The sequence below is a fragment of the Alphaproteobacteria bacterium genome (assembly GCA_033762625.1).
Lineage (GTDB): Bacteria > Pseudomonadota > Alphaproteobacteria > UBA9219 > RGZA01 > RGZA01.
Genome location: JANRLI010000011.1, coordinates 181853 through 204622 on the forward strand (window position 1 = coordinate 181853; position 22770 = coordinate 204622).

General features: G+C 47.7%; 26 protein-coding genes. 8 read left to right on the forward strand and 18 right to left on the reverse strand.

All coding sequences use genetic code 11. The features are described from left to right. Positions 1–2 precede the first annotated feature (2 nt). Complete coding sequence (locus tag SFW65_06640; protein ID MDX1922788.1) at positions 3–1262, forward strand: pitrilysin family protein; 1260 nt, start codon at positions 3–5, stop codon at positions 1260–1262. A 6-nt stretch (positions 1263–1268) separates the two neighbouring features. Next, positions 1269–1889 carry a GNAT family protein gene (locus SFW65_06645; GenBank protein ID MDX1922789.1) on the forward strand — a complete coding sequence of 207 codons (621 nt, stop codon included), beginning with the start codon at positions 1269–1271 and terminating at the stop codon, positions 1887–1889. Between the two features lie 3 nt (positions 1890–1892). Here the strand turns inward: SFW65_06645 and SFW65_06650 are convergent, their stop codons facing one another. Both SFW65_06650 and recA read right to left on the reverse strand, forming a co-directional pair. Next, positions 1893–2780, reverse strand: a complete 888-nt coding sequence (locus tag SFW65_06650; protein MDX1922790.1) for a branched-chain amino acid aminotransferase — start codon at positions 2778–2780, stop codon at positions 1893–1895. A 100-nt stretch (positions 2781–2880) separates the two neighbouring features. Then, positions 2881–3945 (reverse strand): recombinase RecA, encoded by a 1065-nt coding sequence (recA, locus tag SFW65_06655; protein MDX1922791.1) that lies wholly within the window; start codon positions 3943–3945, stop codon positions 2881–2883. 397 nt (positions 3946–4342) lie between these two features. Here recA and SFW65_06660 point away from each other — a divergent pair, with 397 nt between their 5' ends. Continuing rightward, complete coding sequence (locus tag SFW65_06660) at positions 4343–4525, forward strand: hypothetical protein (GenBank protein ID MDX1922792.1); 183 nt, start codon at positions 4343–4345, stop codon at positions 4523–4525. Positions 4526–4537: 12 nt separating this feature from the next. Further along, complete coding sequence (locus SFW65_06665) at positions 4538–4855, forward strand: hypothetical protein (GenBank protein MDX1922793.1); 318 nt, start codon at positions 4538–4540, stop codon at positions 4853–4855. A 19-nt stretch (positions 4856–4874) separates the two neighbouring features. Here SFW65_06665 and SFW65_06670 read toward each other — a convergent pair whose 3' ends face one another. From SFW65_06670 to flgB, 7 genes are read right to left on the reverse strand one after another with little or no spacing between them, the layout of a single operon-like run. Continuing rightward, positions 4875–7496, reverse strand: a complete 2622-nt coding sequence (locus SFW65_06670; protein MDX1922794.1) for an ATP-binding protein — start codon at positions 7494–7496, stop codon at positions 4875–4877. Between the two features lie 37 nt (positions 7497–7533). After that, positions 7534–8616 (reverse strand): flagellar biosynthesis protein FlhB, encoded by a 1083-nt coding sequence (gene flhB / locus SFW65_06675; protein MDX1922795.1) that lies wholly within the window; start codon positions 8614–8616, stop codon positions 7534–7536. Positions 8617–8625: 9 nt separating this feature from the next. Continuing rightward, positions 8626–9408, reverse strand: a complete 783-nt coding sequence (gene fliR, locus SFW65_06680; GenBank protein ID MDX1922796.1) for a flagellar biosynthetic protein FliR — start codon at positions 9406–9408, stop codon at positions 8626–8628. 12 nt (positions 9409–9420) lie between these two features. Further along, positions 9421–9693, reverse strand: a complete 273-nt coding sequence (locus SFW65_06685) for a flagellar biosynthetic protein FliQ (protein ID MDX1922797.1) — start codon at positions 9691–9693, stop codon at positions 9421–9423. Positions 9694–9745: 52 nt separating this feature from the next. Beyond that, positions 9746–10057 carry a flagellar hook-basal body complex protein FliE gene (locus SFW65_06690; protein ID MDX1922798.1) on the reverse strand — a complete coding sequence of 104 codons (312 nt, stop codon included), beginning with the start codon at positions 10055–10057 and terminating at the stop codon, positions 9746–9748. 12 nt (positions 10058–10069) lie between these two features. Beyond that, positions 10070–10489, reverse strand: coding sequence for a flagellar basal body rod protein FlgC (gene flgC / locus SFW65_06695; GenBank protein MDX1922799.1), 420 nt, complete (start codon positions 10487–10489; stop codon positions 10070–10072). After that, positions 10489–10914 carry a flagellar basal body rod protein FlgB gene (gene flgB, locus SFW65_06700; protein ID MDX1922800.1) on the reverse strand — a complete coding sequence of 142 codons (426 nt, stop codon included), beginning with the start codon at positions 10912–10914 and terminating at the stop codon, positions 10489–10491. Before flgB ends, flgC begins: the two co-directional genes overlap by 1 nt. Before the next feature lie 420 nt (positions 10915–11334). On the opposite strand from flgB, the gene SFW65_06705 reads away from it, so the two are divergent. Genes SFW65_06705 through fliP form a run of 4 tightly spaced genes read left to right on the forward strand, consistent with a single transcriptional unit; the run spans position 11335 to position 13079 of the window. Continuing rightward, the gene (locus SFW65_06705; GenBank protein MDX1922801.1) at positions 11335–11694 is read left to right on the forward strand and encodes an EscU/YscU/HrcU family type III secretion system export apparatus switch protein; all 360 of its coding nucleotides are present in this window, start codon (positions 11335–11337) and stop codon (positions 11692–11694) included. Further along, entirely contained in the window at positions 11691–12041 is a 351-nt protein-coding gene (locus tag SFW65_06710) for a hypothetical protein (protein MDX1922802.1), read from the forward strand. The genes SFW65_06705 and SFW65_06710 overlap by 4 nt, the downstream gene beginning before the upstream one ends. Positions 12042–12043: 2 nt before the next feature. Next, positions 12044–12334: a flagellar biosynthetic protein FliO gene (locus tag SFW65_06715; protein MDX1922803.1), complete on the forward strand. Its 291-nt coding sequence runs from the start codon at positions 12044–12046 to the stop codon at positions 12332–12334. Next, the gene (fliP, locus tag SFW65_06720) at positions 12321–13079 is read left to right on the forward strand and encodes a flagellar type III secretion system pore protein FliP (protein ID MDX1922804.1); all 759 of its coding nucleotides are present in this window, start codon (positions 12321–12323) and stop codon (positions 13077–13079) included. Before SFW65_06715 ends, fliP begins: the two co-directional genes overlap by 14 nt. Here fliP and gcvPB read toward each other — a convergent pair. The 9 genes from gcvPB to SFW65_06765 all read right to left on the reverse strand — a co-directional run bounded on the left by gcvPB (position 13076) and on the right by SFW65_06765 (position 22643). Beyond that, a complete protein-coding gene (gene gcvPB, locus SFW65_06725) occupies positions 13076–14605 on the reverse strand; it encodes an aminomethyl-transferring glycine dehydrogenase subunit GcvPB (protein ID MDX1922805.1) in 1530 nt (509 codons plus the stop codon). The genes fliP and gcvPB overlap by 4 nt on opposite strands. Positions 14606–14658: 53 nt before the next feature. Beyond that, positions 14659–16005 carry an aminomethyl-transferring glycine dehydrogenase subunit GcvPA gene (gcvPA, locus tag SFW65_06730; protein MDX1922806.1) on the reverse strand — a complete coding sequence of 449 codons (1347 nt, stop codon included), beginning with the start codon at positions 16003–16005 and terminating at the stop codon, positions 14659–14661. 41 nt (positions 16006–16046) lie between these two features. Then, on the reverse strand, positions 16047–16412 hold the full coding sequence (gene gcvH, locus SFW65_06735) for a glycine cleavage system protein GcvH (GenBank protein ID MDX1922807.1): 366 nt from the start codon (positions 16410–16412) through the stop codon (positions 16047–16049). Beyond that, the gene (gcvT, locus tag SFW65_06740; GenBank protein ID MDX1922808.1) at positions 16409–17548 is read right to left on the reverse strand and encodes a glycine cleavage system aminomethyltransferase GcvT; all 1140 of its coding nucleotides are present in this window, start codon (positions 17546–17548) and stop codon (positions 16409–16411) included. The genes gcvH and gcvT overlap by 4 nt, the downstream gene beginning before the upstream one ends. 24 nt (positions 17549–17572) lie before the next feature. Beyond that, complete coding sequence (locus SFW65_06745) at positions 17573–18139, reverse strand: hypothetical protein (GenBank protein ID MDX1922809.1); 567 nt, start codon at positions 18137–18139, stop codon at positions 17573–17575. A gap of 191 nt (positions 18140–18330) precedes the next feature. Next, positions 18331–19248: an ornithine carbamoyltransferase gene (argF, locus tag SFW65_06750; protein ID MDX1922810.1), complete on the reverse strand. Its 918-nt coding sequence runs from the start codon at positions 19246–19248 to the stop codon at positions 18331–18333. Next, entirely contained in the window at positions 19248–20462 is a 1215-nt protein-coding gene (locus tag SFW65_06755) for an aspartate aminotransferase family protein (GenBank protein ID MDX1922811.1), read from the reverse strand. Before SFW65_06755 ends, argF begins: the two co-directional genes overlap by 1 nt. A gap of 4 nt (positions 20463–20466) precedes the next feature. Next, on the reverse strand, positions 20467–21270 hold the full coding sequence (locus SFW65_06760; GenBank protein ID MDX1922812.1) for an ABC transporter permease: 804 nt from the start codon (positions 21268–21270) through the stop codon (positions 20467–20469). 77 nt (positions 21271–21347) lie between these two features. After that, the gene (locus tag SFW65_06765; GenBank protein ID MDX1922813.1) at positions 21348–22643 is read right to left on the reverse strand and encodes a PAS domain-containing protein; all 1296 of its coding nucleotides are present in this window, start codon (positions 22641–22643) and stop codon (positions 21348–21350) included. Between the last annotated feature and the right edge of the window lie 127 nt (positions 22644–22770).

The window sequence follows — 22770 nt, forward strand, 5'->3', positions numbered from 1 at the left end:
AAATGACTGTTCAAATAAGCACATTGCCCAGCGGCTTGCGTGTTGTAACTGACATGATGGAAAATGTCGAAACGGCGTCGATTGGTTTTTGGGTTGGTGTGGGTACGCGCCATGAAGAAGCAGCCGACAATGGTGTTGCGCATCTTGTTGAACATATGTTGTTCAAAGGCACAGAGCGGCGCAGCGCATTTGATATTTCGGCCGAGATGGAAAATGTTGGCGGGCATCTGAATGCCTATACGACCCGTGAATCAACAGCCTATTATGCCAAGGTTTTGAAACAAGATGTCGCCCTTGCCGCCGATATTCTGTGCGATATGATGCAGAATGCTTCGCTTGATAAGGACGAATTGGACCGTGAGCGCGGCGTAATTATCCAAGAAATTGGTCAATCAATAGACCAGCCAGATGATATTTTATTCGACTATTTACAAAAAACCGCATATCCCAATTCCGGTCTTGGTCGGCCTGTGTTGGGTTCGGCGGATATTATCCGTAATTTAAAGCGTGATCGCTTAACACACTATATTAACAGCAATTATACAGGCCCACAGATGATTTTTGCGGCGGCAGGCGCAGTTCATCATGACCAGATGGTTGATTATGCAAATACGCATTTGACTAAATTGCCTTCTGCATCGAAAACCAAGATTGATGCTGCGCAATTTCAAAGCGGTGACATGCGCGAAGACCGTGACATTGAACAGCTGCATATGGCGCTGGCATTCGAAGGATTGTCATATCTAGATAAGGATTATTTTGCGTTATCTGTACTTTCCACGCTACTGGGCGGTGGTATGTCATCGCGCTTGTTTCAGGAAGTGCGAGAAAAGCGCGGACTGGTATATAGTATATATTCATTCGTTTCTGCCCATAGGGACAGCGGTAGCTTTGGTGTGTATGCGGGCACTGATCCTGATAAGATTACCGAGTTATTGCCCGTTGTTGCAGAGCAATTGCAGCTCGTTACCAAGCATGTAAGTAATGAGGAATTGAATCGTGCCAAAGCACAATTGCGTTCATCGCTCTTCATGTCGCAGGAAAGCACGATGAGCCGTGCTGAAAAACTGGCATTCAACCAGCTGATGTATAACCGGATAGTACCGAATGCGGAAATTCTGGAACGAATTGAAGCGGTAACAAACGCTGATATTCAGCGTCTTGCAACGAATGTGCTGAAGAAAGCGCCTGCTAGCGCGTTTGTGGGGCCACTTGGCAGCGTACCAAAAGAAGACGCTATTGCTGCCGCATTCAGATTATAGGCATTAATGAGCTTCTTATTGCAAACACTGATGGCATTAGTTGCAGGGGAACGTGGGCGGCGATGCCGTGCATCCTATGATACTATTCTAGAGGGTACGAATATCATTCTGCGTATGCCGGATGTTGGCGATTGGGAGGAATGGACCAAGTTACGGCACTTAAGTACCAGTTTTTTAATTCCATGGGAACCGTTATGGCCAAAAGATGCGGTCACGCAAAGTTTTTACATGCGCCAATGGCGGCGTTTTGTGCGGCGCTGGGTTCAGGACCGCGAATATGCATTTCTTATTTTTCGTCGCGAGCCAGATAATATGGAAGGTGGATTGCTGGGGGGTATTACTGTTACTGATATCAAGCGCAGTGTCTATCAGGTAGGGACACTCGGCTACTGGATGGGCGCGCCCTTTGCCGGAAAAGGCGTTATGCGCGAAGCCATTTCACTGATATTGCCATTCGCGTTTGAACAGCTTGGCCTGCAACGCCTTGAAGCCACTGTTATGCCAGAAAATGAACGCAGCCTACGTTTATTACGTGGCTTAAATTTCCGCGAAATCGGGCTTTCAAAAACAAATATGCAGATTGAAGGCGCATGGCGCGATCAAATACTGTTTGAAAAAATAAAATAAGATTTAAGCGGCTTTGGCGACAGGTTTGCGTACTTCTGCGGAATAGGCTTCAGCAAGTTTCTGTGTAATTGGCCCTACTTTAAAGGTCATATCTGCAATTTGACCCACTGCAGTCACTTCTGCTGCGGAACCAGTGAGGAAGATTTCATCCGCGGTTTTTAGTTCTTCCGGCATAATCGCGCGTTCCGTTACTTTAATATTCATGCCGCGTGCCAGTTCAATTACAGTTTGGCGGGTAATACCATTCAGGAAGCAATCAGGCGTTGGGGTGTGAATTTCGCCATTTTTTACCATGAAAAAATTAGCACCGGTTGCTTCCGCAACTTGTCCGCGCCAATCCAGCATCAAGGCATCATGACACCCTGCATTTTCAGCTTCATGCTTTCCAAGTGTGCAAATCGCATAAAGACTGGATGTTTTGGCGTGAACAGGTGCTGTTTCGGGTGATGGGCGTTTCCATTTACTCATAGTCAGACGGATGCCTTTGGTTTTAGCTTCGGGGTCGAAATAGCTCGGCCATTCCCATACGGCAATTGCTACATGGATTAGATTTTTCTGTGCAGCAACGCCCATCATTTCACTGCCGCGCCAAGCAATAGGTCGCACATACCCATCAACAATTTTCTGCGTGCGGACAACTTCCATGGTTGCTTCTTCAAGCTGTTGCAACGTGTAAGGAATGCTATACCCCATGGTTACAGCCGAATCGAGCAGGCGCTGGGTATGTTCACGCAGCTTGAATACTTGGCCGCCATATACACGCTCACCTTCAAAGACCGCGCCAGCGTAATGTAATGCATGGGTTAAGACGTGAATATTGGCAGAGCGCCAATCAATCATTTTACCGTCAAACCAAATTTTACCATCACGATCATGAAACGCTACAGCCATAGTCATCAACCTATTAATTGTTAAAAAAAAGACCCTCTAACAATGCGCTAGAGGGTCTGTATGAGTCAATAATTAGGTGCAGGAGGTATACAAAAAAGGCCTATTCGTCGGCGTCAGAACCGCCTCCGGTATCGCCTTCCATCATAGCGCCAGCAACAAGGCCAGCATTTGAACGCACTTCGTTTTCAATAGCTTCGGCAATTGCAGGGTTGTCTTTTAAGAACTGCTTGCAGTTTTCACGGCCCTGGCCGATGCGTTGTCCATCGTATGAGAACCATGCGCCAGACTTTTCGACTACTTCCGCTTTAACACCTAGATCAATCAGTTCGCCAAGCTTTGAAACGCCTTCGCCGTACATGATATCGAATTCTACCACGCGGAAAGGAGGAGCCATTTTATTCTTTACAACTTTGACACGTGTCTGGTTTCCAACAACGGTTTCTTTGTCTTTGATTGCGCCAATACGGCGGATATCAAGACGAACCGAAGCATAGAATTTCAGTGCATTACCACCAGTGGTCGTTTCAGGATTACCAAACATCACGCCGATCTTCTGGCGGATCTGGTTGATGAAGATCACCATGCAACGTGAACGGGAGATGGACGCGGTGAGTTTACGTAAAGCCTGGCTCATTAAGCGAGCTTGGAGGCCCATATGGCTATCGCCCATTTCGCCTTCAATTTCAGCCTTTGGAACAAGAGCGGCGACGCTATCAACCACCAGCACATCAATTGCGCCAGAGCGAACGAGTGTATCCACAATTTCAAGAGCTTGTTCGCCGGTGTCAGGCTGGGAGATAAGGAGATCATCGATGTTTACTCCAAGTTTTTTGGCATAGGATGGGTCAAGGGCGTGTTCAGCATCAACAAATGCGCAGGTGCCGCCCATTTTTTGTGATTGTGCAAGGACATGCAGCGCAAGGGTGGTTTTACCTGAGCTTTCAGGGCCGTAAATTTCAATGATACGGCCACGGGGTAATCCACCAATGCCCAGCGCAATATCAAGTCCAAGTGAGCCGGTTGAGATGGTTTCAATATCGATAGATTCACGGGTTCCCAGTTTCATTACGGAGCCCTTACCAAATGCGCGCTCAATCTGGGTCAACGCAGCGTCTAATGCTTTTTGCTTTTCTGGGTTCATTTCCTTGGCAGCGGATTGGCTCATGCTGTCGCCTTTTTCATTGGGGATTACACGTAACGGGGCTTTAGGATTAGACATAGGGGACTCCATTTAGGTAAAGGGATTTTCGTGAGGACCATTTTTTAAGTACTTGGGGAATAACTATGCATGTCATTATTCATGGTTTGTTCCCAATTTCAAGTTCTATTTTTGTTCTTTATGTGGATTTGTTTTTTGGATGATTCCATAGCTATGAGGAGTACAGCTCTGGCCAAGATTTTACTGATAAAAATTGTGGTTAAGTCAGAAAAAACTGTCTATGCCTATAAAAATAAAGGGAAATAATCGTTACGGTAATAAACATTAACCAAGAAATTAAATAAAAGTTTAAATACTTTCACGTATTCTCATGCAATCAGCTAATTTTTTTAGGGATATAGCCATGACAAGAACCCAAGAAGCAGTTGCAGATTTCGGCTCAGCATTACTAGGAGCCGTTCATCCTTCAGATGGGTCGGGCGAAATCATGATGAAAGACCCTTCAGGGAAATCGGTAGGCCGTTCAATGGATGAACCTTTGCGTCCTGGTAGCCGGGTTGTTGCTGCAAAATATGAGCACAATTAGAAGCTCTGAACCATGATGACGTCGCGGAAAGATCAATACAACACGATTGGGGCATCGCATGAAGAACATGCAATGCGTGCGCCGCGCGTGATTGACGTCGCGTATGAGAACCAGTGTTTCTCCGACAACTCCCTTAGCATCACGGAAATGGTATGGTCCTATGATTTTTATGGTATCGCTGTGTTTGATTACGGCTATTTCGGTGATGACTATGCGTATAAAGGCTCGGGCGGCCGCGGTGAAGGCGCGGGCGGCGGATATAAAGTAGTCAACTCCGTAAAACCCAATGCGCCATCGCCTTACGCAGGCGCAGGTGGCGGCGCAGGTTAATTCCGCTGTTCTTGTATTTCTATTCTTCGATTTCTCCGGTTAGAACTTCCTTCACCTTGCTCGCGAGCTGTTTCAAGCTGAACGGTTTAGATAGGAAATGCACAACTTCGCCTTCGCGCAGTTGTTCGCGGAATTTATCTTCGGTATAGCCGGAGATGAATACCACCTTTGTATCAGGCTTGCGGCGCATCACTTCACGCACCAAGGTTGGGCCATCCATTTGCGGCATGACGACGTCGCTAATGAGCAGATCGATCTTGCCGCCTTGTTCATCAATAATGGTCAATGCTTCCTCACCGCCGCGGGCTTCCAGAACATTGTAGCCTTTATTGCGCAGAGCGCGTGCACCAAATACGCGCACGGCGTCTTCATCTTCAACCAGCAAAATGGTACCTGCGCCGGTTAAATCTGACGTCTTCTTTTCGCGTACCACTTCAACGACAGCATCGGCTGGTTTTTCTTTTTCGATATGATGCGGCAGATAGATGGTGAAGGTGGAACCTTTACCAACCGTGCTATCCACTTCGATGAAGCCGCCCGTTTGGCGCACAATGCCGTATACGGTGGAAAGGCCAAGGCCGGTTCCGCTGCCGACTTCCTTCGTGGAGAAGAACGGTTCGAAGATGCGCTGGATGTTTTCCTTAGGAATGCCCATGCCTTGGTCGGCTACTGCTATTTTGATGTAATCGCCGGGCTGCATGATGTCTTGGCCTCTGGTCACCGCGCTGTCTTGGTGATGCGGGCTGGTGCTGATGGTGACGGTGCCGCCTTGTGGCATCGCATCACGTGCATTCACGACCAGATTGATGATCACTTGTTCCAGCTGGCCCTGGTCAGCGCGGATAAGGCCAACGTCACGCGCATGCACCATCTTCAATTCGACATTGGCACCGATCAGACGGCGTAGAAGATTGGCGAGTTCTGCCAATACATCCGTCACGCTGAGTACTTTAGGTTGTAGGGTTTGCTGGCGCGAGAAGGCAAGAAGCTGGCGCACAAGGTTTGCGGCGCGATTACCATTCTGCTTAATCTGCATGATATCAGCAAAGGATTGATCGCCGGGTTTATGACGTTGCAACAGCAAGTCGCAGAACCCGATCATCGCGGTGAGCAGATTGTTGAAATCATGCGCGACGCCGCCTGCTAATTGGCCAATGGCTTGCAGTTTTACGGAATGCGCAAGTTGCGCTTCAATACGTTTTTGTTCGCTGAAATCGATGAAGTACAGCATTAATCCCGTTTGCTGCGGGCTGGATAATTCTTCGTTTGATGTATGGCCCAACAATGCAAAACGCTTTGCGTAAATGAATGCAACGGAGCTGGCATCGCCCATGCCGCGCAGTTCAATCGGTTTTTGCAAATCGCGGCCTGACAATACGGCGGCCAGTTCATCGGCGATCGCTGCTTGCCGTTCATCGGTAATCATGTTGATGAAGTTCTTTTTCAGAATATCTTCTTTGTTGCGCCTAATCAACGCAGTGAATGCCTGGTTGCATTCTTCGACTTGCATGGTAGCGTTCAGCAATGCAACGCCGATTGGTGCTTCGGCAAATAGGCGTTGGAAGCGTTGCTCGGAAAGGGTTAGTGCTTCCTGCCAAGATTGTTCAGGTGTTAAATCGCGAACAATTGAACGGGTGCGAAGCGTTTGCCCGTCTTCATTCATCACCACCGTTTGGGTGATTGATACCGGAAATACGCGTCCCTTTTTGCTGCGCATGAAGCTATCGCCGCGCAAATGGCCATCGGGGCCCGTAGCAACTCCGTATGGCACAACGCCCTCCAGCTTTTGTGCAATAACATCATGCAATTTAATGCTGCCGCTGGTTAGCTCTTCAATACTGCAGCCCAACCATTCAGCAAGCGTGCGGTTAACAAAACGGAAACGTCCATTTTGGTCGGCCGAATAAATGCCCACGGGCGCATGTGCCATGAAGTCAATCAGCTTGGCTTGTTCCTCGCGCACCGCTTGTTCGGCGCGTTTACGTTCGCTGATGTCTTCAAAGCGCCAGATGATATATCCGGTTGTCGGCAGTGGACGTACAATTACACGCCGCCACTCGGTGATTTTCCCGCCTTTTATTACCGGTAATTCGCCTTGCGATGGCTGATTGGTGCGCGCGGCTTTGCGCAATTTCTGGAATTCGGCAGCAACAGTCGCGTTTTCGCTGAACTTGCTTGAAACCACTGCTTCGACATTGCTTCCCGACTTGCTGACCCAGTAATCATAAGCCTTATTGGTCAACACTGCTCTGCCATCGCTGTCCACAATTACCTGAGGATTAAATGCTGCTTGAAACGCTTCAGCTAAAATGGTTTCAATTTTTCCAAATCGTGAAATTTTATGAAGATTACGGCCAATCACAATCGCCAGAATGATGATAGCCACATCAATCAGTATCCCTGCGATGCCTTTATAGGGCGCCATGTCCAGATTGGCGAGCACCACCATACTGAATACCAGCGCGACCAGAATCCCTGCACTGATGGCAACAATTAAAAGGCGATGTTGACGTTCGCTGGTTTCCTGTTTGCCGGTTGCGGCAAGAAGACCCATCGCTTCATCCGAAGCTTCGAGACTTTTACCAACCGATGCAGCAGGTTTTCTGGAAGAACGCTGAGCTTTAGCCGAATCTGTTTTCATGGATTAACAGCTTAAAAGCTGTAGCCCATAACACAACTTAGTTTTTCTTCTGCGGCGTTATCTTTTTAAGCCGATAGATATAGGAAATAACCTCAGCCACTGCACGGTAATGCTCGGGCGGCACTTCCTGGTCGATTTCAACGGTAGCAAACAGCGCTCTTGCTAATGGCGGATTCGTAACAATTGGCACTTTGCTTTTATCCGCTACTTCACGGATTTTAAGGGCAACTAAATCTTGCCCTTTGGCAAGCAATACGGGGGCTTGCATCTTTGCCGGGTCGTATTTCAGGGCAACAGCAAAGTGGGTCGGGTTGGTAATCACCACATCTGCTTTGGGCACGGCGGCCATCATGCGCTTCTTGGCTTTTTCTGCTCGGATTTGGCGCAGGCGCCCCTTCACATGCGGATCACCTTCCGATTGGCGGTTTTCGTCTTTCACTTCCTGCTTGGTCATGCGCATATTTTTAAAATACGTAAAGCGCTGATAAGCCAAATCGATTGCTGCAATCACTGTGAACACAAGGAATACAGAGAAAATGATATGAATAGAAAGATTATAGGTTGTAGAAATAAGGTCATCATTACTGATGCCTGTCATGCTTTCTGATTGATGAAAAGTTGGCGTTATCAAAATCCATGCAACACTGCCAACTATTACGATTTTTCCAATGCTTTTCAAAAGTTCGACAAGCGAATTTGCCGAGAATAACCGTTTGATGCCTGCAAGCGGGCTAAGGCGTTCCCATTTGAGTTTTATAAGGCCAGGGCTGAAAAAAATGCCTGTTTGCACAATCCAGCCCAATACACCCATTGCCATTAACACGCACACAACAGCCAATACTGGCGGGCCAAACGAACCAAGGATATAGAGATATACGGATTGATATCCGCCATCACTCAACTGTGTTTCGCCTGCTTTCTCAATCAGCGCTGTTAAGGGGATCATCATCTGCTGTCCCAACATGGGGAAAAGCACCATCACCGATAATACAATCCCCAGCAGCAAGGTCCATGTCGCAACATCACGACTGATAGGCAGATTACCTTGTTCACGCGCTTCACTCAGCCGTTTCGCGGTGGGGTCTTCGGTTTTTTGACTGTCATCATCATCTTCTGCCATTGCTATCCCTTAAATAACGGATGGAATGGAAAAGATACGCGTGAAAATTTCTTCATAACCTCTGCCCCATACCGCCATCATGGTGCCAAGGCTTGCAGCCAGAATGGCAAGACCGAACAGAATTTGAAGTGGCGCAAGCACAAAAAAAATCTGCATCTGCGGGATCATTTTGACCATTAAACCGCCCGTGAGCTGGAACACAACGCCCAATATCATAAAGGGTGCAACGAGCCGCAGCGCAAGCGAGAAACTATCATTGACACTTTGGGAAATAAAATGCGTCATATCGCCAATCGCGATAAATGCGCCTGGCTTGAACACCACATAGCTTTGAACGAATGATTTGAGTGTCATGTCCAAAAGGCCGCTTTCAAATAGCAATACAATGCCAAGCATACTAAGAAGTGTACCGGTAACAGAGCCTTGGCTTTGAATAGTCGGGTTTAAAACCATTGCGTTCGATAAACCGATTTGCAGGGCAATGAGCATTCCTGCAACTTCCAGCGTGCTGAGGAGCAGGCGCATGATAAAACCGATAAAAATACCAACGCCTGCTTCAATCAAAATATATTCGCATACGCGAAATGCATCTTCGGGCATGGCAGGAAGTTGCGGTGCAAGCAGGGGCAATAAAATAAAGCTAACTAATAGTGCGAGTTGCAAGCGCACACGTGCTGGTACAAAGCTTTCGCCAACACCAGGCATAATCATAAAAATGCAACCAATACGACAGAAGATTAGAAGATAAGCAAATACGTTTCCGGTGATGAACTGCGCAAGATCAATCGACATACCGTCAATATCCTATATTTGACCAAACGACGCGATGCGCGCAAACAAACCTTCGGTATAGGTGGTGAGGCTGGTAATCATAAACGGCAGCATGAGCAGCAAGCCGATCGACATCACTAATAATTTTGGAACAAAGGCGAGGGTTGCTTCCTGAATTTGCGTTACCGTTTGAATGAGCGAGATGAGCACGCCGATAATCAATCCCACAATCAACAATGGACCGCCAACGCGCAGCATGACGATAATGGATTCACGTGCAATATCGACAATATCGGCTTCGTTCACGGTGATTCCTTAAAGGCAAGGTATTAGAAATGGTGATACGAAAAAGCCTAACCTAAACCGCGCTGCGCATCAATTCCTGATATGCGGCGATGACGCGGTCGCGGATGGTGACAACGGTTTGCAAAGCAGTTTCGGCAGAGCTAACGGCTGTAATCACTTCATTGATGCTGGCTTTGCCTTGTACGGCAGAAAGCGAAACTTTTTCCGAAGTCTTCAGGCTATCAACTGTGCTGTTCAGCATATTGCCAAGAATATCGCCGAATTGGCCTGTTTTGCCTGCTTCATCAGCACCGCCTGCACCTTCATCAAGTGTTTTGATGGTATTGCGGTATGATTTCAGAACATCGCCTACATTAACAACCATGATGGTTCTCCATTATCCTCTTAAAACATCCAGTGCTCTGGCTAACATGCTTTTTATTGTATCAATAACACTCAAATTCGCTTCATAGCTGCGTTGGGCTTCGCGCATATCAATGCCTTCGACCAGCGGCTTTACGTTTGGTTTTAATACATAGCCTTCTGCGTCAGCAGCAGGATGTTTTGGATTGAATTCTTTGATGAACGGTGTGGTATCACCCGTTACTGCCGCAACCTTTACAGTGGACAAACCCGATGTATTATCCAGCACTTCTTTAAAGATAATCTGGCGGCGACGATATGGTTCTGCGCCGGGTGAAAGACCCGTGCTATCAGCATTTGCAATGTTTTCTGCGATAATGCGCAGGCGTTCGCCTTGCACACGCATGCCTGCGGTCGCTACTTTAAATACATCTGAAAAATCAGTGCTGCGCATTATGCACCACCTCTGCCAAGCGCAGTTCTAAGAAGGCCCAGCGTCTTTTTGTAAAGACTGGTCATCATTTGATACTGCGCGGTGGTATCCGACATCTGGCTCATTTGCTGTTCAAGAACAACCGCATTGCCAGATGGCTTTACTTCATACACGTCGTTTTCTTTTGATGTTTTGTAAAGTCCACCGCCGCTGCTAAGGCCCTGTACATGTTTAGGATTGGTGGTTGCTAATTGAAAGCCACCGCTGCGTGCGCTGCCGGTGCCGCTTGAAATCTGTTTTTGCAAAACTTCGTCAAAGCTGACGATATCTTTTGGCTTGTAGCCTGGCGTATTCGCTTGCGCGATGTTTTGCGCTATCACACCCTGACGCTGGGTTAGATATTCCATCTTTTCGGAAAGCAGCGAAAATAAATTTGTAAGTCCCATTTTTCGTTTCCCTAAAGCGACATTTCGCCCTTTAAAATATCTAAGCTCTACATTGCGTCCATCACGCTTAATAATACGTAAAGCTTTATCTGAATCCTATCATTGCAATAACCGTTCCAACTTCGTAACTACATTGAAATGATTCAGGAAATGAGGCAGGCATGAGGTGCTTGGCACATCTCTTGAAACACCAAGCTCACGGAAGATAGTTAAACGTGTTAACGATTTAATAACCACAACGGGCACTAAGCTCTGGTGTGGTGACTTTGAAATCCGCTTAATACTTGGGTTCACGCTACTTAGCGGACTTCAAGGTCTGAACCACACTAGTTTTATAGTTTTACTGGTGTCCTTATCGATTCTGAAGTTCGATAATGACAGCAGTAGAATAAACCGAACTTCAGAATCGGGACACTAGGTATGCCAATAGATGTAACGTATGGCGAAGAGAAGAATGAGGCCCAAAAAGGCCCTAAAACTGCCGTAGCAATCGAAGGCGGCAGCAATCCAAACGCATTACCACGGGTGATTGCCAGCGGCCGAGGTCTTTTAGCCGAACAGATTCTAAAGCTAGCTTTTGAAAATAATATAAAAGTGCGTCAAGATGAAGATCTGGTTGAGTTGCTGGCAATGCTTGACCTTGACCACCATATTCCAGCGGAAGCAGTCATAGCGGTTGCGGAAGTTCTTGCCCGGGTGTTTGAAGCAAATTCTGCACTGGGTAATACAAATGTGGGTAACACCAATCAGGCCAATTCGGGGGATCCCCAAACGACATGAGCGCAACATTTGATCCAAAGGGGTTTAATCCGAGTGACGAGTTGGAAGCGCTGCGCCTTGCCTTGGAAGCGAGCGAACGCGTGGTACGTGAAGGCGGGTTGATTGATTTACGTGATTTGGATGAGCAAGTTGAATTTTTATGCGCTGAGGTTGTAAAAACCGAAGGTTCCATGCGCTTGCAGCTTTTGCCAAAACTGGAAGCCGTTATTCAGATACTGGATAATCTTGAACTTGTCCTCCGCAAGACAGCGCCGCACGAAAGCATGCAGGCCCATAACCGTTTGCGCGCTAATCAGGCTTACGGCGTACCGCCGATTACAACCCCAGTTACAACTAAGGGGAACTAGCCTTGCCGGAAGATTTATTTGCACGTGCGCTTCTATCTCTTGCGCTGGTTTTGGCGCTGCTTGGGGCGCTGGCCTGGGTATTAAAAAAATATGGTAACCGTCTTGGCGTGCCCATGGCAATCAAGCAAGGCAAGTCACGCACCCAATTGCTGGATGTCACTCCGCTTGATGCCCGGCATCGTTTGGTTCTGGTCCGCCGTGATGATGTGGAGCATCTTTTGCTCTTGGGTGGCGCTAGCCCGATTGTGGTTGAAACAGGAATCGCTCATAAAGGTTCAAATGAAAAAACATAGCATCCGTTTTCTTCCCGTTCTGCTTGCTGCATTAATTTGTTTTATCGGAATGGCATTTCCGGCAGCTGCGCAAAGCATCAATCTGAATGTCGGCGGGCAGGAAGGCGGCTCTACCGCATCGCAAATTGTTCAGCTGGTTATGCTGATTACAGTATTGTCGCTGGCCCCATCGATTTTGATGATGGTGACATCGTTTGTACGTATTGTTGTCTCGCTTTCATTGCTTCGCACTGCTTTGGGTTTGCAACAAACACCGCCCAACACCGTAATTATCAGCCTTGCGATGTTCCTGACCTTCTTCATCATGGCGCCGACGTTTAACAAAGCGTATGAACAAGGTATTAAGCCGATGATGGCGGAGAAAATAAAGGAAGAGGATGCAATAAAGCTAACCGCGCAGCCATTCCATGACTTCATGATGCATTATGCGCGTGAGAAGGATTTAAAACTGTTCGCGGATATTGCAAAACTGCCAAACACCACCAAGGCAGAAGATGTTCCATACCACATCGTTATTCCGGCCTTCATGATTTCGGAACTGCGCCGCGCGTTTGAAATCGGTTTCCTGCTGTTCTTGCCGTTTTTGATTATTGATATGGTTGTATCATCCATCTTGATGGCCATGGGTATGATGATGCTGCCGCCATCGGTCGTGTCGCTGCCGTTCAAGATTATTTTCTTCGTACTTGTTGACGGCTGGTATCTCGTCGTCGGCTCGCTCGTTAAAAGCTACGGCCTATCTTAGCTTTTCTTCCAACGTAACACAGGCTGACGCGCTGCCCTTGTCTCATCAAGGCGGCGGCGCGGCGTTGTTGTCGGGGCTTGCAAAAACATATCCTTGTTATTTGCTACCTTCGCTGCGATCGCCAGTTCGCGCATGGTTGCAATATAGGCATCCAGCGTTGGCTTGCTTTCCGTTTCGGTGGGCTCGATCAGGAATGCGCCGTGAACCACTAACGGGAAATACATGGTCATGGGGTGATAGCCGCGATCCAGTAATGCCTTGGCAATATCCAGCGTTGTCACGCCGGTATCTTTCAGGAAGCTGTCATCAAACAAAGCTTCATGCATGCATGGGCCATCGCCAAACGGCGCGCTCATCACATCCTTAAGGCTCGCCAGAACGTAATTGGCGTTGAGCACTGAATCGCTCGCTACCTGATAAAGGCCATCTGCGCCGTGACTTAAAATATAGGTCAGCGCTCTTGTGAACATACCCATCTGCCCGTGGAACGCTTTTAGTCGGCCAAATGATTTAATAGTGGCATCGGGCGTTGCAGCATCTTCCACCAATTGTAATTTATCGGCTTCAATTTTCAGGTAAGGCACAGGCACATAGGCCGCAAGGCGTTCAGAGAATACAACAGGGCCGCTGCCTGGTCCGCCGCCACCATGTGGCGTAGAGAATGTCTTGTGCAGGTTAATGTGCATCGCATCGATGCCCAAATCAGCTGGGCGAACACGGCCCACAATTGCGTTATAGTTTGCGCCATCACCGTAGAAATACGCGCCAGCCTTATGAACAGCAGCCGCGATTTCAACGATTTCATTTTCAAACAATCCGCAGGTATTGGGGTTGGTGAGCATGATCGCCGCAACGGTGTTATCCAGTTTCGCAATCAAGGCATCACGGTCAACGCGCCCGCGTGAATTGGCAGGGATGCTAACAACCGTAAAGCCAAGTGCAGCAGCAGTGGCTGGGTTCGTGCCATGGGCTGATTCAGGAACCAGCACTACTTTGCGGTCTTCGCCCCGAGCCCGAAGCGCAGCTTTAATTGCAGCCATGCCAGCGAATTCACCATGCGCACCCGCAGCAGGCGCAAGCGTAAGCGCCTTCATACCCGTTAGGGTAAGCAACCAGTGTGATAATTCCTTCATCACGCCAATTGCACCTTGCACAGTCGATTGAGGTTGTAATGGGTGAACATCATTAAAGCCTGGCAGGCGTGCCATTTTTTCATTCAGGCGCGGGTTGTGCTTCATGGTGCATGAGCCCAGCGGATAGAACGTGCTGTCGATGCCGAAATTCTTTTGTGACAGACGCGTATAATGGCGCACCATTTCCGGTTCAGAAATTCCAGGTAAACCGATTTCTGCACGTGGCTTTAAAGCGCCAAGGCGTGTGGCGGTTTTAGGCACATCAGGTAAATCAACGCCGCAACGGCCCTTTTCATCCATTTCAAAAATCAATGGTTCTTCCAACTGCATCCCGCGGTGCTGAGAGCGGGGTGTTGCTTCTGCTGGTGTTGTTTTACGGCCTTCATTTACCATTGGAATATTCCTGTCCATCTGCTCATCCATTTTACGTGCTGCGTGCTGGGTCATTAGCGGCACTCCTTTTCCAAGGCAACCGCCAGCGCTTCAATATGCTCTGGCGTGGTGGTTTCGGTTACTGCAACTAGCAGGATGTTCTTAAGCTCCGGCGTATTATCAAGCCGGCTAGCAGGGACGCCAGCAATAATTTTCTGTGCTGCCAAGCGTTCAACAACTTCCGCAGCTGGCTTTGGCAGTTCAACGGAGAATTCATTAAAGAAGTTATCATTTAGCACGTTCACGCCACTAATTTTGGCGAGGCGATCTACGGTTTGCACAGCCATAGCGTGATTAAGGCGGCTGAGTTTCTTCAAGCCTTCTTCACCCAGCAGCGTTAAGTGCATGGTGAATGCCAATGCGCAAAGCCCCGAATTAGTGCAAATGTTGCTGGTCGCTTTTTCGCGACGAATATGTTGTTCGCGCGTTGATAGCGTCAACACAAAACCGCGCTGGCCTTCGGCGTCAACCGTTTGCCCGCAAAGGCGACCCGGCATTTGGCGCATATATTCTTCCTTGGTTGCAAAGAGGCCCACATATGGCCCGCCAAAATTCAAACCGTTTCCAATCGATTGCCCTTCGCATACCACAATATCTGCGCCCATGCTGCCGGGAGATGGCAGCAGGCCAAGTGAAACAACTTCAGTTACCACCACAATCAGCAGTGTACCATTTTTATGGCAAGCTTCTGCCAGCGCTGTCACATCATGTACGCGGCCCCATACATCAGGGGTTTGCACAACAACACATGATGTTTGCTGCGTGATTTTGGATGCTAAGTTTTCGGCTTGTTTCACGGTGGGCGGTAAGCATTCAACTTTAAAGCCACTTAAATCAGCATGAGTTTTTACAACATCGCGGTAATGTGGGTGGAGCCCGCCAGACAATATGGCTTGATCACGTTTAGTCACGCGGTTTGCCATCATCACAGCTTCAACAGTGCCTGTTGAACCATCATACATCGATGCATTGGCAACCGGCATACCGGTTAACATGCAGACCTGTGTTTGGAATTCAAACAGGTATTGCAGTGTGCCTTGGCTGACTTCGGGCTGGTACGGCGTATAAGATGTTAAAAACTCACCGCGCAGCAATAATTGATCAACCGATGCAGGAACATGGTGGCGGTAAGCGCCAGCGCCACAGAAAAAAGGCGCGCTGCCCGCAGAAATGTTTTGATTGGCAAGCTTTGACAACTGGCGTTCTACTTCCATTTCGCTGGCATGGTTGGGAAGGCCAGCAATAGGACCTTTCAGTTTTGCAGCCGCAGGAACGTCTTTGAACAAGTCATCAACGGTTGCAACGCCGATTTTTTGCAGCATATCGTTGCGGTCTTGTGCAGTAAGCGGTAAATAACGCATGAAGCACCTCTAATTTATTTAAATAAAAAATAAAACGTAACTTATTCGCCAGTATGTTTTTTATAGGCGGTTGCATCCATTAACCCGTCAAGCTCGGCTTTGTTGCTGAGTTTAACTTTGAAAAACCAACCGGTATCTTCCGGGCTAGAATTAATCAATGAAGGGTCGTTCTTCAAATTATCATTCACGGCTATCACTTCGCCTGATAATGGCGCGTAGACATCCGATGCCGCTTTCACGGATTCAACAACCGCAGCCTGCTTTCCTTGTGAAACCTGTTTTCCTGTTTCGGGAAGTTCGACAAACACGATATCACCTAATGCACCTTGAGCATAATTAGTGATGCCTACAACGGCAACATCGCCCTCTAAACGTACCCATTCATGGTCTTTGCTAAATTTCATCATGGCATTTTTCCTTTGTTAATATAACGGTGTGGTACAAACGGTAATGGAACAATACGTGCCGAAAGCGGGCGTCCGCGCACAATTAATTGCAGGCGTGTGCCATTTACGGCCAAATGTTTATCGACATACCCCATGGCAATTGGTTTTTGCAGTGTAGGGCTAAATCCGCCGCTGGTCACCTCGCCAACCTTTTCACCTTTGGTGTTTTGGATTTCCGTGCCTTCGCGGGCTGGGGCTTTATCATCCACCATGATACCCACGCGGGAGCGTTCCGGTAAGTTCAAAAGCTCAGATTCCAGAATTGATGCGCCAGCAAACTCACCTTGCGATAAGCGCGCCTTGTTAACAACCCATTTAAGGCCAGCTTCCACGGGAGTGGTTTTTTCATTCAGTTCGTGGCCATACAGACAAAGCCCGGCTTCCAAACGAAGCGTATCGCGCGCACCCAGACCAATCGGTTTAACATCTGTATCTTGCATAAGTATGTTTACGAGTGTTTCGGTATTCTGTGGGTCAACAGAAATTTCAAAACCATCTTCGCCGGTATAGCCTGAACGCATCAGCAATACGGGCATACCGCTCATTTTTGTCCAGGCTGAATTCATGAAGCCGAGTTTTTCAACCACATCATTATCGGCGAGAGCACGAATAACATGTGTGGCGTGTGGACCTTGCAACGCGATTAAATCGCGGTTTACCAGCTCAATTAGATTGCTCGGCAACTTGCCGCGAATAATCGCAAGGTCATGTTCCTTGCGGGATGCATTTACAATTACCCATAAATCGTAACCCGTATCCGGGCGCACAATAATCAAATCGTCAATCACGCCGCCCCATTCATTGAGCAATGTAGAATAACGCATTTGTCCCGGCTTTAAACTTTGTACATCGCTTGGAACATGCTTCTCCAGCGCAGCTACTGCTTCACTGCCGCGCAGTACAATCTGCCCCATATGCGATACATCAAACAGGCCTGCATGTTCACGGGTGTGCAAATGTTCGGTCATAATACCCGTTGGGTATTGGATGGGCATTTCGTAACCTGCGAATTCCACCATCTTGCCGCCATTGGCAAGATGCCAATTATAAAGCGTAGTACGGCGGGGTGCTGCATTTGCTTGGGCGTTTGCGGTCATGTGTTCCTTGGCGTCGGTTGGTGGTTATTCTTGAGGGGTCGGTTGTCCGATTTGTGAAAAATAATTGGTGTTGGCTTTCAGTTGTTCGGCGCTGAGCTGGAAGCCAATAAGCACTTGGTATTTTGATGGTTCATCAAGGCCTGCCAATCCCACATTCGGATTTACGGGGATGGTCAAACGCAGCTCGCGGCTGTTTTCGTGAAACACAACAGGGATTTCATAGATTTCTTTTTTGATAACCTGATCATTGGCATCAACAATTGAAACAGAAAACGGCATGGCCGCGCGTTTACCGGCTGTATATTGACCACGTACAGCAATAACATCAAATGATGTTTGTGCTAAAGGGTCTGAAACCGCATTGCCTTCTTCGTCAGTTCGGCAATTGGGCTGGAGATTACCCATACGCGCACTGATAACCAGATTAGTTTCATCGGCAGCAGCCGGATGTTGATAGACCGATAAATCACGGATGATTGCAAGTTGTGGACAGCCGCCGGGTGTTACTACAGGAGTTGCTTCCCGTGGTCCATCGGAACTGCATGAGGCAAGTGGAAGTGCAAGTAGGCAAAGTGCAACGATACGCTTCATGAGTGGCCTGATTAAAACGAGTTAAATCTCAAGCCGAAAAAATTATAGGGTAAACGGGCAAGAGTCCACGCTCTTATACCAACTGGCGGCATTTTATTTGCTTATGATAAAAGACGCAGTTGGTATGGGAGCCCAATAGCGAGGCGGCGGCCAATGCCGCCGAAAGATGTCAAATATCTTCTGTGGATAACTTAAATTTTTCTAAAGCACCATAAGAGGATAGCTTTTTGCACATGCAAACGGTTCTCAGCTTCATCCCATACAACCGATTGCTCGCCATCCATGACTGCATCGGTTACTTCTTCCCCGCGATGGGCAGGCAGGCAATGCATGAAAATAGCAGAAGGTTTTGCAAGTACCATTTGTGCTGTATCAATCTGGTAAGGTTGCAATAGCTTGCGGCGTTCGTCGGCATTAGTGTCATGCATCGAAACCCATGTGTCCGTCAGTACAATATCGGCATTCTTTAATGCTGACTGTAAATTATCCGAATAGGTAATTTTGGCTTTTGCTTTGGCCTTCTTCAATATTTCCTTATCGGGAGCAAGGCTTGCGGGCGCTGCAATCCGAATGGAAAAATCAAAGATTCCTGCGGCATGCATCCAGCTTGTCAACACATTGTTGTTGCCATCGCCACACCAAGCAACTTCCAGCCCTTTCAGCTTTTTGAATTTTTCAAAGGCAGTCATCAAATCTGCCATTACCTGACAGGGATGTGAAAAATTGGTTAGTCCATTAATAACCGGAATGCTGGCATTGGCGGCCATTTCAGTAAGATTGCTTTGCTCAAAGGTACGGATCATCAACCCTTGGACAAAACGGCTCAGCACCCTAGCGGTATCGGCAAGACTTTCGCCGTGACCCAGTTGCATATCCTTGCCGGATAAGACCACCGTTTCTCCGCCCAGTTCTTTCATCGCAACTTCAAATGAAACACGCGTACGGGTGGATGGCTTTTCAAATATCATGGCTAATGTTTTGCCATGCAAGTCTTTACGCCAATTACGGAACTTCTTCAGCCGCAGTGCAGTGTGCAAAATTGTCGTCAGTGTCTGGTTATCATGTGAATCCAAGTCAAGGAAATGCCGGGTTTTATAATGATGGCTCATTATGCAGCATCCTTGGCTTTTAGGTAATCGGCGACCGTTTTCTTGATGATGCTCATAGCTTCGTCAACATGTTTTTCTTCGATGATAAGTGGTGGCAGGAAACGCACCACTTGGTCCGATGCGCCTACGCATAGCAAACCATTTTCGCGCAACTTTGCAACCAGTTTCAGATTATCATCAGCATTAACGCAACGAAGACCCTGCATCAAATTCTTGCCGCGATGTTCATTAAACATCGGCGCAGTATTGGTTGCAAACAATTTTGGAAATTCATCAATCAACGTATCAAATTGCTTCCAAAGATACTCCCCGACACGGTTTACCTGCGTCAGCAATTTTTCATCTAAAAGATCAAGCACAGCATTGCCTACCGCCATCGCCAGCGGGTTTCCGCCATAAGTTGAGCCATGCGTACCGGGTAACATACCGCTGGCGGCTTTTTCTGTTGCAAGGCATGCACCCAGCGGGAAGCCGCCACCAATCCCCTTGGCAACGCAAACTACATCAGGGGTAACATCATGCCATTCATAAGCAAATAGCTTGCCTGTACGGCCCATACCGCATTGGATTTCATCAAAGAATAATAGCAAACCATGCTCATCGCATAGTTTTCTTAAGCCTTGAATGAATTCGGTAGAAGCCGCCCGCATGCCGCCTTCACCTTGCACGACTTCGATATGGATAGAAGCCGTTTCAGGAGTAATAGCCTTGCGTACTGCATCTAAATCATTCCACGGAACCTGATCGAACATATCGATGAGTGGGCCAAATCCACCCACCATTTTTTCGGTCTTTGCTGCTGCTATACCCGTCATGCTGCGTCCGTGAAAGCAGCCTTGGAAAGTGATAAAACGTGTTTTTTGTGGTTGGCCAATATGTGTGAAATATTTGCGAATAACTTTGATGCCGCATTCCCATGCTTCGCTGCCGGAGTTATTGAAGAACACTGTATCCGCAAATGTTACATCGCAAAGCCGCTGCGCTAAACGCTCGCCTTCTGGAATTCGGAAAATATTGGAAACATGCCAAAGCTTTTTTGCTTGCTCATGCAATTTTTCAACAAGGTAGGGATGCGCGTGCCCAAAGGCGTTTACGGCAATTCCTGCTGCAAAATCAAGATAGCGTTTACCATCGCTTGTATAAAGATAAGGCCCTTCGCCCCGCTCGAATGCTAAATTCGCCCGGTTATAAACGGGCATAATCGGTGTAATCATCGTCTCAACTCTTAAGTTTATAGCCTTTTTTCAACATCACCAAGGTTACTATCCATAGCACAATATTAACGCTTAGCATCACATATAAACCAACGGTGAGCGACCCATCGGTTACGCCTACAAAGCCATATCGGAAGCCGTCAATCATATAAAAGAATGGATTGAGGTGGCAGATAAAACGCCACACCTCCGGCAACTGGCCAGCCGTATAAAAGGTTCCTGATAGGAATGTAGCCGGCATGATAATGAAGTTAGTAACGGTGGCCAGATGGTCAAACTTCATCGACCAGATGCCGCCAATCAGGCCAAGCAAGGCCATCAGCATGGAGCCCATAACTGCATGATAGAGGATAAACGAAAAATCGTGAATGGGAATGCCAGAGAACGGCGCGACTACAAGCATTGATGCGGCGCCAACAGCAAGGCCGCGGATCAATCCACCAAGTGTATAGCCAATGCACAATTCGGTTGCTGTCAAAGGTGGCATCAACACATCGACAATGTTGCCTTGCACCTTTGAAATCACCATCGATGAGGATGTATTGGCAAATGCGTTTTGTGCCATAGACATCATGATGAGGCCGGGCATTAAAAAATCCATATACGGAATACCGGCAGCCATTTTTCCAGCGCCGCCTAATGCAATGCGGAACACCGCATAAAATAAAATGGTGCTGATAACTGGTGCGATAATGGTTTGCAAATACACAACAAAAAAACGCTGGGTTTCTTTTTTCGTAAGGGTGGCAAGGCCAATCCAATTGATGGCGCCGATGTTACGTGGTTGCAGTTGTTGCGCAGGGGTCATTGCTTCCTAATCCTTTTATGGAAGCAACTAATTATAAATCGGTGGGCAGGGTTTACAAGACCCTAATCGTGCCGATCTTAATCGTTCAGGAAGTCTTTATCTGTAATACCGCTGCGTAATTCCGGTGGCGGCGTCAGCAATGACTGGCTGGCATCCGGATAGCTTTCAAGGTATTTGCCCAAAACAGCAACAATTTTGGGATCATAAATGGCGGCGTTATCTTCCTTTAAGATGCGCATCGAATTATCGATGGTAAGACCTTGGCGATGAGCACGGGGTGATACCAGCGCCACAAAGGCATTGGCAACGACAACAATCCGCGTGGTTTCCAGAATGTTTTCGCCTTTTCTGCCTTCGGGCATGCCTGAACCATCATAGCGTTCAAGTACCTGGCGCAAGGTTGGAATAACCGGAACCTGAAAGCTGATAAGCGAAAGAATGTCGGCAGATGTTAAAATGCTTTTGCGCACAAGTCGTAATTCTTCAGCATCAAGAGCTGAGCTTTTCACGAGAATTTTGCGCGGCACCAGAACTTTACCAAGGTTCATCAATGAACCCGCGATGCGGCATGTTTCTACACTCGATTCATCAAGTCCCATTTCCAGTGCAAGTGCTTCGGCAACCATACCCACGCGAAGGGAGTGGCCAGCAGCATAAGGATCGCGTCTATCCACCACAGCTACCAAGGTATCAATCAACTGGCGGAAGGTTTGGTCTTGGCGTTCACGCTCAACAATCACGTCAGTAATATCTTTTTGCGTGACCATAATTAGATTATGCAAATCAGCCGTATCTGGCAGCGGTATATGATAGGTCTGCATATAATGCGGACCTGACGCTTCGTCACGGCGGTCAACCGTGATAACAGGTGCGCCGCTTTTATTGGCGCGTTTGATGCGATCGATGAGTAGGCTTGCTTGACGCGGCAGGAATACACGGTCAACTGTTTTGCCAACCAAGTCTTCCTGATCCATCTTCACTTGTTTACCAGCTTCGTTATTGGCAAACCAGAAATGGCCTTCACGGTCGGTGATAAATAGACTGTTTGGAATATTATCTGTAATCACGCGTAGTAAATCTTCATGATAGCGCGCGCGGCGGTTCAAGCCTGTCTCTTTGCTCAAATGTTGTAATTCAGAATGGAAATGTGCCAGGTGATAAGTGGTGATGGAGCCGCAAATCACAAGCGCAAGAAAAATGCCAAGGACCATCAGTAAGGTATCAGCGGTGCCGTTGGTAAATGCAGGCTGAAATAATTGAAATGCTTCAAATGCGCCGAGTAACAACAATAGCGGGAACACAAGAAAGCCCAGCAGCTTTGCCAGTAGCGATAATTTTGGTTCTGCGATAGGTGTTTCAGGAGCTTGAGGCATGTGGAGGGCCTTTTGGGAAAAAGGAATGTCTCTTAGATATATATAGTGAGTGCTAAGCTTTTCTTAAGAGGCCAGCAAATTAGCAGGTGTTTTTAATTAACCTACTGATTAGTCAAGGTTGTTTCGT